The organism is Pseudomonas sp. RW10S2, from assembly GCF_014268985.1.
Lineage (GTDB): Bacteria > Pseudomonadota > Gammaproteobacteria > Pseudomonadales > Pseudomonadaceae > Aquipseudomonas > Aquipseudomonas wayambapalatensis.
Map to the genome: position 1 here is coordinate 19,964 of NZ_JABWRO010000068.1, position 9,664 is coordinate 29,627.

Here is a 9,664-nt window from a genome sequence, read left to right on the forward strand (position 1 = left end):
AAAGCGGGTACTGATGGAGCTTTGTTTTTTCTCCCGGCGCGCTAGAATGCGCGCCGGAAGGGTGTTTGCAGTGCCTTCCACACACTTCGCCACGCTTTGCTAGGCTTGCCAATAGCGCAAGGCCAGCAGCGGTGGCTCAAGGATTTCGTCAGATCCCGCCAGGAGCTGGGATCTGCTGGGTGAAACGCCCTCACCAGGGGCCGTACATCCAAGGCAGTGGCCAACCCACGGCCAGTTGAATTTTCACTGGTGGCTGCCGGTCTACGGCATCACTGGTCTATAACTAACCTGCTTTTCGCAAGTCATGAGGTAGAACATGAGCGACGACGATCTGGAAAATGATGACCTCGAAGTAGGCGACGAAGACGAGGGTGATGAGGCCCTTGACGCGGCATCCGACGATGGCGCGGAAGACGCCGGCGACGACGACAGCAGCCCTGCACCTGCCGCCAAAGGCAAGTCCAAGGCGGCAGTCTCGGTAGACGAGATGCCGAGCATGGAAGCCAAGCAGAAGGAGCGCGACGCGCTGGCGCGCGCCATGGAAGAGTTCCTGGCACGCGGTGGCAAGGTCCAGGAAGTCGAGGCCAACGTGGTCGCCGATCCGCCCAAGAAGCCGGACAACAAGTACGGCAGCCGCCCTATCTGAGTGGCTGGATACAAGAAAGCCCGCCGTCGCTGCGGGCTTTTTTGTGGGTGGAATCCGACGTGCCCCGCGATAGGGCCGTCAGCGCCAGCGTGCGAGCACGTCGGGCAGTTGCGACAGGCGCTGGATCTCGGCATCCGGCGCCTGCTCGCCGGCCCAGGCCTTACCCTGGGGGTTGAACCAGATCGCGCGTAGGCCGGCGCGTTGGGCCCCAGCGATGTCGTCTCCCGGGTGATCGCCGATGTGTACCGCCGCACTGGCTTCGACCTCGCCGCGCTTGAGCGCTTCGCGGAACGGCGCCGGGTCCGGCTTGCCGATCCCCAGGTCCTCGGCGCACAGGGCGAAGCGGAAGTAGTCCGAGATCCCCAGCCGCCGCACATCGGCATTGCCGTTGGTCACGACGCCCAGCACATAGTGATGGCGCAGGATCTCCAGTACCGGCTGCACTTCGGGAAACACCTCGACCTGATGCCGGGCATGCAGGAACACCTCGAAGGCTTCATTGGCAAGCTCCTGGGCGTGTTGCTCGCTGTAGCCGACGTCGGACAGTGCGTGGAACAGCACGCGCCGGCGCAGGGCGCTGATGCGGTGCTTGAGGCCCGGTTCGGCCTGCACCAGGCGTTCGCGGATGGCATACAGGTGCTCGACCGGCACACCGCCCAGGGTTGGGGCATTGGCGGCAAGCCAGTCGCGCAGGACGGTCTCGGCACTGGCGATCACCGGTGCGGTGTCCCACAGGGTGTCGTCCAGGTCGAAGGTGATCAGCTTGATACTCATGAGTCGCTGCCTTTGCTGCGTTTGGCCCGTGGATGGGCGCTGTCGTAGACGGCGGCCAGGTGCTGGAAGTCCAGGTGGGTGTAGATCTGTGTGGTGCTGATGTCGGCGTGGCCGAGCATCTCCTGTACCGCTCGCAGGTCCTGGGATGATTCGAGCAGGTGGCTGGCGAAGGAGTGGCGGAGCATGTGCGGGTGCAGGTGCTGGCCCAGTTCGCGTTCGCCGGCGACCTTGACCCGCAACTGGATGGCCCGTGGCCCCAGGCGCTTGCCTTGGCGGGTGACGAACATCGCCCCGTCGCGTGGCGCGCTGATCCCGCGCAGTTTCAGCCACGCCTGCAGCGCCTCGCGCGCCTTGCGCCCGACCGGCAGGACGCGGGCCTTGCCACCCTTGCCCTGCACCTGGACCAGCCCGCCCGCCAGGTCCAGTTGTTCGAGGTCGAGGTTGGTCAGTTCCGACAGGCGCAGGCCCGAGGAATAGAACAGTTCGAGAATGGCCTGGTCACGACGGGCGATGAAGTCGTCGTCGACGCCGCCGTCGAGCAGTTGCAGGGCGCGGTCGGTGTCGAGGGTCTTGGGCAGGCGACGCTCACCCTTGGGCGGGGTCAGGCCGTTGGCCGGGTCATGCTGGCAAAGCCCCTCACGGTTGAGGTAGCGATACAGGCCGCGCACCGCCGAAAGCAGGCGCGCCAGGCTGCGCGATGATTGGCCGTGGTGGTGCAGGCGCGCCACCAGCTGGCGCAATTGCTGGATCTGCAGGGCCTGCCAACTGGCGATGCCCTGGGTGTTGCAGAATTCGACCACCTTCTCCAGGTCGCGGCGGTAGGCCAGCTGGGTGTGCTCGGACACCTGGCGCTCGTTGCGCAGGTGCGCGCAATAAGCTTCCAGCTGGCGTTCCATCAGCGCACCGAGCGCAGCGTCTGGGTGAAGCGCGGAACCACGCGACCGAGGACTTCGGCGATGTAGGTGAGGAACAGGGTGCCGACGCTGCTCTTGTAGTGCTGCGGGTCGCGGCTGCCAATGGCCAGCACGCCGTGCAGGCCCTGGTGCTCGAGCGAGGCGACGGCACTGGAACCGACATCCTTGCGCTGGTCTTCGCCGAACAGGAAGGCCAGCTCATGCTCGCGCAGGTTGCCGCTGACCGTCTTGCCGCTGCCCAGCAGGCCACCGATGGCCTGTTGCGCCTCGGCACCGCTGACCCAGCGCCCGACCGGCGCGGCGTTCTCACCGAACAGGATCAGGCTGACGAAGGGCACCTGGAACTCCTGGCGCAGGCTGTCTTCGACCGCCATCACCACCTCTTCCAGGCTGCTGGCGTCGAGCAGGTCGAGGATCAGGCGGCGGGTCTTGTCGAACAGCCGGTCGTTGTCGCGGGCCACATCCATCAATTGCGACAGGCGATGGCGCATCTCGATGTTGCGGTCGCGCAGCAGCTTGAGCTGGCGTTCCACCAGCGACACGCTGTCGCCGCGCTGGTGGGGGATGCGCTGCTCGATGAGCAGTTCGTCATGCTCGGCGAAGAAGGTTGGGTGGGCACGCAGGTAGGCGACCACCGCCTCGGCGTCGAGGTCGGTGGCTTGCTCGGGTACAACCTGTGGCTGATCGGTCATGGCGGATACTCGCTTAGAGACGAACCTGTCCTTCGTAGACGCGTACGGCCGGGCCGGTCATCAGCACCGGTTTGCCGGGGCCGGCCCATTCGATGCTCAGACGCCCGCCCGGCAGGTCGATGGACACGGGAGAATCCATCCAGCCCTGGGCGATGGCTGCTACGGCGGCGGCGCAGGCGCCGGTGCCGCAGGCCTGGGTTTCACCTGCACCGCGCTCCCATACCCGCAGGTTGGCACGGTGACGGTCGACGACCTGGATGAAGCCGGCGTTGACCCGCTGCGGGAAGCGCGGATGGTGCTCGATCTTCGGCCCCAGCTCGTGCACGGGGGCGCTGCGCACGTCATCGACGCGCAGCACCGAATGCGGGTTGCCCATGGACACCGCGGCGATCGAGTGGACCTGGCCATCGACCTCCAGTGGATAACTCAGCGCCTGCTGGTCGGCGATGAATGGGATATCGGCCGGGATGAAGCGCGGCGGGCCCATGTCGACACAGACCTGGCCATCGTTCTGCACATCCAGCTCGATGACACCGCCTTTGGTTTCGACGCGGATGCGCTTCTTCGCGGTCAGGCGCTTGTCCAGCACGAAACGGGCGAAGCAGCGCGCGCCGTTGCCGCACTGTTCGACTTCGGAGCCGTCGGCATTGAAGATCCGGTAGCGGAAGTCCACTTCCGGATTGCTCGGCGCCTCGACGATCAGCAGCTGGTCGAAGCCGATGCCGGTATGGCGGTCACCCCACTGCTTGGCATGCTTGGGCTGGATGTGCGCGTGCTGGCTGACCAGGTCCAGGACCATGAAGTCGTTGCCCAGCCCGTGCATCTTGGTGAAACGCAGCAGCATGGGTTCACTCCGGCAGCAGGCTTTCGCCGGCGAACAGTTCGGCAATGGTCTCGCGGCGGCGGACTTCGAAGGCCTGGTCGCCATCGACCAGGATTTCGGCGCAACGGCCACGGGTGTTGTAGTTCGAGCTCATGACGAAACCATAGGCGCCCGCAGACTGCACGGCCAGCAGGTCGCCTTCGGCGAGGTTCAGCTGGCGGTCCTTGGCGAGGAAGTCACCGGTTTCGCAGATCGGCCCGACCAGGTCGTAGGCACGGCCTTCGCCTTCGCGTGGCTTGACCGCGCTGACGTCCATCCAGGCCTGGTACAGCGCCGGACGGATCAGGTCGTTCATCGCCGCATCGATGATGGCGAAGTCCTTGTGCTCGGTGTGCTTGAGGTATTCGACGCGGGTCAGCAGCACGCCGCCGTTGGCGACGATGTAGCGGCCGGGCTCGAACACCAGGGCCAGGTCGCGTGCGCCGACGCGCTCGCGGATGGCCTTGATGTAGTCGGCGACCAGCGGTGGCTGTTCGTCGCGATAGCGCACGCCGACCCCGCCGCCCAGGTCGAGGTGACGCAGGTGGATACCGCAGTCGGCAAGGCGGTCGACCAGGTCGAGCAGGCGGTCGAGGGCGTCAAGGAACGGGTCGACGGTGGTCAGCTGCGAACCGATGTGGCAGTCGACACCGACCACGTCCAGGTTGGGCAACTGTGCGGCACGCACGTAGATGGCTTCGGCATCGGCGATGGCGATACCGAACTTGTTCTCTTTGAGGCCGGTGGAAATGTACGGGTGGGTGCCGGCATCGACGTCCGGGTTGACCCGCAGCGAGACCGGGGCGACCTTGCCCATCTCGGCGGCCACCACTTGCAGGCGCTCGAGTTCGTCGGTGGATTCGACGTTGAAGCAGTGCACGCCGACTTCCAGGGCGCGGCGCATGTCTTCACGGGTCTTGCCGACGCCGGAGAACACCACGCGGTCGGCACGGCCGCCAGCGGCCAGCACACGCTCCAGTTCGCCACCGGAAACGATGTCGAAGCCTGCGCCCAGACGAGCCAGCAGGTTCAGCACGCCGAGGTTGGAGTTGGCCTTGACCGCGAAGCACACCAGGTGCTCGACCCCTTGCAGGGCGTCGGTGTAGCTACGGAACTGGCCCTCGATGTGGGCGCGCGAGTAGACGTAGGTGGGGGTGCCGAAACGTTCGGCAATGGCCGACAGGGCCACGCCTTCCGCGAACAGTTCACCGTCGCGGTAGTTGAATGCGTCCATTGGATTTCCTTACTGCGCTGGCGACTGCTCGGGCAGCGATTCTTCGTCTTGCGGGGCGGCCTTGGCCGGCTGCGCGTGCTGGTGCGACGACTTGCGTGCGCTCTTGCCGTCCTTGCCGTCTTCAGGCAGGTACAGGGGGCCTTTCTGACCGCAGGCCGAAACGAGGCAGGCTACAGCGACCAGCGCCGCAATGGAGGAAATCAGGCGCTTCATGGGTGAAATCCTTTGAAATAAGCAGTATTGCGCCCGAGTATACCGAGCGACCGCCGGATTGCCTATGCAAGGGCCGGTCCGTCGGGCGGGCCAGGCTTGCTGGTTGTGAGGGTTGGGCTAGGTGCTGCCGGTCGCTAGTCTTTGCAATCAGCGCCCAGCGGTCGTATCGTGCCCGGCTTGCGTGTGTGCAGCCATTTTCGAGGTTCCTGCAATGAGTTTGAGCGAAGCGCGTTTCCACGACCTGGTCGACGCGACCCAACAGGCCCTGGAGGATCTGTTCGACGAGACCGACCTGGACCTGGACATGGAAAACTCCGCCGGTGTCCTGACGATCAAGTTCGACAACGGCAGCCAACTGATCTTCAGCCGCCAGGAGCCGCTGCGTCAGCTGTGGCTGGCCGATCGCTCGGGCGGTTTCCACTTCGACTATGACGAAGAGAGCGGCAAGTGGGTCTGCGAGAAGAGCGAAGAACTGCTCGGCGAGATGCTCGAGCGCATCGTCTGGGAGCGGGTCGGCGAGAAGCTGGACTTCGACGAGATCTGAGATGAGCGAGCAACCGCGGCCGCCCAAGCCGCTCTACAGCAATGTCAGCCCGGCCGTGCCTTCGCCGTGCATCAGCGTCTGCCGTCTCGACGAGCGCCGTGTCTGCACTGGATGCATGCGTCATGTGGAGCATATCCGCGAATGGCGTTCGGCCGATGACGAGCGGCGGCGGCAGATCTGCCGCGAGGCCGACGCACTGAGGGCTTCGACGCCACAGGCTTGAGTATTTGCCCGGCTGTGGTAGTGTCAGTCCGGTACTGGCCGCACCAGAAGCATTCTCAAACCCCGCCCTTGGGCGGGGTTTTGCTTTATCTACAGCTTGAAATACTTCGTTGAAAGGAGTCTGACTGGACCATGAGCACCAAGCCTTCCCTCATCCTCACCCGACTGGACGTGCAGCGTCTTGAGCGTCTGCTCGACAGCCTCGACGAAAGCACGCCGGGTGTGCTCGCCCTGCAGGACGAGCTGGACCGCGCCGAGCAGGTGGTCGGCCACGAGGAGGTCCCGGCGGGCGTGGTGACCATGAACTCGCGCGTGCACTGCCGCGAGGAAGCCACCGGCAAGGATTATCACCTGACCTTGGTCTACCCGAAGGACGCAGGCGGGGAAGGCAACGTCTCGATCCTCGCACCGATCGGTTGCGCGCTGCTCGGCCTGTCGGTGGGCGACCAGATCGACTGGCCGGCGCCAGGCGGCAAGACGCTCAAGCTCAAGCTGCTCGCCGTGGAATACCAGCCTGAAGCGGCAGGTGATTTCGATCTCTGAACGGCATCAGCTACAAACAAGCCTGTAGCTGCTCCAGCCCATCATTGAGCGACTGCTCCAGTTCGCGCTTGTAGCGCAGGAACAGCACCGTCGAGCCCTGTTCGTCCTCGAGCAGCTCGGACAGGTCCAGGTCGGTGATGTAGCAGCGGTAGTTCCCGGCGCTGCGGCGCTGGCGGAGAATCTGCCGGGCGACCACGGCATACAGCTGGTCGCCGTGATCGAGCTGGGAAAACTCCTGCTGGTCGCAATACAGCGTGACATGCACGTCATCCCCCGCGCCTGCCTGGAGAATCGCCTGCACTTCGTAGTACGGCTGGCCGCTCGCGACCTGTGGCGCGGGCCGAGGCTCCAGGGCACGGCATTTGCCTGGGCCGTTGGGCAGTAGCTGGTAGTAGAGGATGTCCAGCGCGGCCTGCTGCAGGCTGTCGAGCGGCAACTGGGCATCGCGGCGCACCACCACCGACTGCAGGAAGCGTTGCAGGGGCAGCAGCAGGTGGCTTTCGTCCTGCAGTGGCAGCCGCTGCAGCCAGAGTGCGTTGTATTCGTCGAGTACGTAGAGTTCGGCCCAGCCTTCGTGCAGGCGATAGAACACCTGGATGCAGCCCGCTTGACCCTGTTCCAGCACCAGTGGCAGGTCGTGGTCCTGCAAGGCATTGGCGTCCAGGTACAGCGGGCTGTACTGGCTGCGCTCCTCGCCGAGGTGGGCGAGCACGGCATCCTGATCGTCCAGGGTGGTCAGGCTGACCTGGCCAGGCACCAGGTCTAGCACATGGGTGTGCTGCGCCACTTGCAGCAGGTAGCGGTGGTTCAGGCCCTGATCCAGCAGCAACTGCACGGTCTCGAAGATGTCCTCGACGCGCTGGGCGATCGCTTGCGCACGGTTGTGGCAGAAACAGCGCACCCGTAGCCGTGGACGCTGCGTGCGCGGTCCCTGGCTGTTGAGGAAGTCACGCAGGCAGCGCATCAGCGCGTGCTCGCCGTCGTAGCGCTGCACCAGCACTTCGTTCCAGCTGTTCAGGGTGATCTGGTCGAAGGTCAGCACCAGGTTTTCGCGCACCCCGGCATAGCTCAGCGAGTCGGTGCGCTCGGTGGTCATCAGGATGTTCAGGTCGCGGTGATGACGCAGCGGGTCGATGCCAACGTTGACCAGCAGCAGGATCTCGTCGGCCACGCTGGGTTGCAGCAGGCGGATTTCGCTGACGGTTTCCAGCGGTAGCGCGATGGTCTGCTGCAGGCTGCCGAGCAGGTTGAACAGCTCGAACTCGCTCAGGTCGCTGACACCGGGGTGCAGGGCCAGACGTGTGCTGCTGTCGATCACGCCGTTGCGGTGTGCCCAGGTCAGCAGTTCGAGCAGCTCGCGGCAGCGTTTGATCGGGCTGAAATGCTCCCACTCGTGCACGCCCAGGTTGCCGTTGTACAGGCCCCAGTGGTGGGTGCCCGGCTCCTTGCGGTTGGGCGACTGGACGAGGGTGAGGGTATCTTCGGCGATGTCCGGGGCGATGCCCGGGTTGATCACCTCGATCTTGCCGGCGCGGCGCTCGAAGGCCGCGTACAGGCGCCGACCCAGCACGTTGAGGTCGCGTTGATCGGCGCGGCTGCTGGCGCTCTGGTCGCGTGCGAACTGGCTGAGGAAGCGGTAGCTGTAGTTCAGCTCGGCCACCAGCTCGCGACGCTCGACCGCCACCTGGCGGACCTTCCACTGGCTGCGGCTGTCGAGCAGCGCCAGTTGGCGCTCGTCCCACCCCCACTCGTCGGTCAGGCGCTCCAGGAGCTGGCGCTGCCAGCCGGTGCTGCGCGTGCGGGGCAGGGCGCTGAGCTTCTTGTTGACCTTCAGGTAGAGGCTGCGCCGCACCAGCTCCAGGCGTGCATGTTCGCCACGGCGCTGCAGGTACTGCTCGATGCGGCGGTAGACCATGACATATGGGTCCAGCTCGTCGAGGTCCAGGCGGTTGGCGAACACCGCGCGCTTGTAGTCCAGGCTCAGGCAGCGTACCTCGGGGTGTTCGCTGGCGTAGACCTCGGTCAGCAGCAGCTTGAGCAGCGACTTGTAGGGCGAGTCGATGCCCTTGAACAGTTGCCACAGCCCTGCGCCGACGAACTCCCCGGGCGGGATGTGTGCGAGGTGGCCGAGGTCAAGGTCGTCCTGGGCGCGAATGAAGCGCTTGGACAGCAGCGTCTGGGTGTAGGCGTGGTAGTTGTGCTCTTCGTAGACCGGCACCAGCCACCACAGCGGCGTGCGTCCGGCCAGCCAGATCGCCGTGCGATAGAACTCGTCGAGCAGCAGGTAATGCTGGGTGGTGCCGCAGTCGTCGGAGCTGAGCTGGCTGTCGCGTTCGCCCTGGACAAAGCCCTGGGGCTCGATCAGGAAGAAATGCGCCTCGGCGCCCTGGGTGGCGGCCCAGGCTTCGAGCAACTGGCATTTGCGCCGCAGCTCGGCCAGGGCGCCTTCGCCAATGCCCGGTGCATGGCAGACCCACAGGTCCATGTCGCTTTGCTCGGCCTGGGCCAGGGTGCCGAGGCTGCCCATGAGGAACAGGCCATGAATCGGCCGTGGCGGGTTGCCGTGGCGGGCCTTGTAGGTGAACGACCGGGTCAGGCGCTGGGCTTCGGCCAGCAGGTCGGCGTCCGGCTCGAAGCCCGAGACGCCCGCAGGCGTGCTGCCTGACACATAGCCCGGCAGCAGCGGATGATTGACGTGGAAGAACAGCGGCAGCAGCGTCAGTACCTGCTGCTGGCGGCTGGACAGCCCTTCCTTGGCCCGCGCGAGACGGCCCTCGTTCAGTTGTAGAAAGCGCCCACGCAGGGTCGACAGCACCTTGCGGTCGATACCTTCGTGCAGATCGGGGCGGATTTCATGGGGGTGGTTCATGACGCACTCAGGCAGGCCGGGGGAGCACCGGCGAGTTTAGCCTGAGTGGCGAGGTCGGATAAGAGGTTGAGTGGCATTTTGACGCCATTTTTCCAGCGCCTTAGGGGTGTGGTGTCTTTATGGGCCTCATCGCGGGACAAGTCGGAGCGCC

General features: G+C 65.3%; 11 protein-coding genes. 4 read left to right on the forward strand and 7 right to left on the reverse strand.

Annotation, left to right across the window (positions count from 1 at the left end; all coding sequences use genetic code 11):
• The first annotated feature begins 316 nt into the window (after positions 1 to 316).
• Positions 317 to 646 carry a transcriptional regulator SutA gene (gene sutA / locus HU729_RS15645; RefSeq protein WP_186667367.1) on the forward strand — a complete coding sequence of 110 codons (330 nt, stop codon included), beginning with the start codon at positions 317 to 319 and terminating at the stop codon, positions 644 to 646.
• 78 nt (positions 647 to 724) lie between these two features.
• Here sutA and HU729_RS15650 read toward each other — a convergent pair whose 3' ends face one another.
• The 6 genes from HU729_RS15650 to HU729_RS15675 are packed head-to-tail and all read right to left on the reverse strand — an operon-like array spanning position 725 to position 5,335.
• On the reverse strand, positions 725 to 1,420 hold the full coding sequence (locus HU729_RS15650) for an HAD family hydrolase (protein WP_186710914.1): 696 nt from the start codon (positions 1,418 to 1,420) through the stop codon (positions 725 to 727).
• Entirely contained in the window at positions 1,417 to 2,316 is a 900-nt protein-coding gene (gene xerC, locus HU729_RS15655; RefSeq protein ID WP_186667369.1) for a tyrosine recombinase XerC, read from the reverse strand. The genes HU729_RS15650 and xerC overlap by 4 nt, the downstream gene beginning before the upstream one ends.
• On the reverse strand, positions 2,316 to 3,026 hold the full coding sequence (locus tag HU729_RS15660; RefSeq protein ID WP_186710916.1) for a DUF484 family protein: 711 nt from the start codon (positions 3,024 to 3,026) through the stop codon (positions 2,316 to 2,318). Before HU729_RS15660 ends, xerC begins: the two co-directional genes overlap by 1 nt.
• Positions 3,027 to 3,039: 13 nt before the next feature.
• Positions 3,040 to 3,870 carry a diaminopimelate epimerase gene (gene dapF, locus HU729_RS15665; RefSeq protein WP_186710918.1) on the reverse strand — a complete coding sequence of 277 codons (831 nt, stop codon included), beginning with the start codon at positions 3,868 to 3,870 and terminating at the stop codon, positions 3,040 to 3,042.
• Positions 3,871 to 3,874: 4 nt separating this feature from the next.
• On the reverse strand, positions 3,875 to 5,122 hold the full coding sequence (lysA, locus tag HU729_RS15670; protein WP_186710920.1) for a diaminopimelate decarboxylase: 1,248 nt from the start codon (positions 5,120 to 5,122) through the stop codon (positions 3,875 to 3,877).
• A 9-nt stretch (positions 5,123 to 5,131) separates the two neighbouring features.
• Complete coding sequence (locus tag HU729_RS15675) at positions 5,132 to 5,335, reverse strand: lipoprotein (protein ID WP_186667371.1); 204 nt, start codon at positions 5,333 to 5,335, stop codon at positions 5,132 to 5,134.
• 211 nt (positions 5,336 to 5,546) lie between these two features.
• Here HU729_RS15675 and cyaY point away from each other — a divergent pair, with 211 nt between their 5' ends.
• From cyaY to rnk, 3 genes are all read left to right on the forward strand, one after another.
• Positions 5,547 to 5,879: an iron donor protein CyaY gene (gene cyaY, locus HU729_RS15680; protein WP_054891605.1), complete on the forward strand. Its 333-nt coding sequence runs from the start codon at positions 5,547 to 5,549 to the stop codon at positions 5,877 to 5,879.
• A 1-nt stretch (position 5,880) separates the two neighbouring features.
• Positions 5,881 to 6,102, forward strand: a complete 222-nt coding sequence (locus HU729_RS15685) for a DUF1289 domain-containing protein (RefSeq protein WP_054891606.1) — start codon at positions 5,881 to 5,883, stop codon at positions 6,100 to 6,102.
• A gap of 131 nt (positions 6,103 to 6,233) precedes the next feature.
• Positions 6,234 to 6,644, forward strand: coding sequence for a nucleoside diphosphate kinase regulator (gene rnk / locus HU729_RS15690; RefSeq protein WP_186667372.1), 411 nt, complete (start codon positions 6,234 to 6,236; stop codon positions 6,642 to 6,644).
• 10 nt (positions 6,645 to 6,654) lie between these two features.
• Here rnk and HU729_RS15695 read toward each other — a convergent pair whose 3' ends face one another.
• Positions 6,655 to 9,513, reverse strand: coding sequence for a class I adenylate cyclase (locus HU729_RS15695; RefSeq protein ID WP_186710921.1), 2,859 nt, complete (start codon positions 9,511 to 9,513; stop codon positions 6,655 to 6,657).
• Between the last annotated feature and the right edge of the window lie 151 nt (positions 9,514 to 9,664).

Coding starts and splice junctions, on each gene's coding strand:
- HU729_RS15695 (WP_186710921.1), bottom strand. CDS start 9,513: ATGAACCACCCCCATGAAATCCGCCCCGATCTGCACGAAGGTATCGAC.
- HU729_RS15650 (WP_186710914.1), bottom strand. CDS start 1,420: ATGAGTATCAAGCTGATCACCTTCGACCTGGACGACACCCTGTGGGAC.
- sutA (WP_186667367.1), top strand. CDS start 317: ATGAGCGACGACGATCTGGAAAATGATGACCTCGAAGTAGGCGACGAA.
- HU729_RS15675 (WP_186667371.1), bottom strand. CDS start 5,335: ATGAAGCGCCTGATTTCCTCCATTGCGGCGCTGGTCGCTGTAGCCTGC.
- rnk (WP_186667372.1), top strand. CDS start 6,234: ATGAGCACCAAGCCTTCCCTCATCCTCACCCGACTGGACGTGCAGCGT.
- HU729_RS15660 (WP_186710916.1), bottom strand. CDS start 3,026: ATGACCGATCAGCCACAGGTTGTACCCGAGCAAGCCACCGACCTCGAC.
- xerC (WP_186667369.1), bottom strand. CDS start 2,316: ATGGAACGCCAGCTGGAAGCTTATTGCGCGCACCTGCGCAACGAGCGC.
- HU729_RS15685 (WP_054891606.1), top strand. CDS start 5,881: ATGAGCGAGCAACCGCGGCCGCCCAAGCCGCTCTACAGCAATGTCAGC.
- cyaY (WP_054891605.1), top strand. CDS start 5,547: ATGAGTTTGAGCGAAGCGCGTTTCCACGACCTGGTCGACGCGACCCAA.
- dapF (WP_186710918.1), bottom strand. CDS start 3,870: ATGCTGCTGCGTTTCACCAAGATGCACGGGCTGGGCAACGACTTCATG.
- lysA (WP_186710920.1), bottom strand. CDS start 5,122: ATGGACGCATTCAACTACCGCGACGGTGAACTGTTCGCGGAAGGCGTG.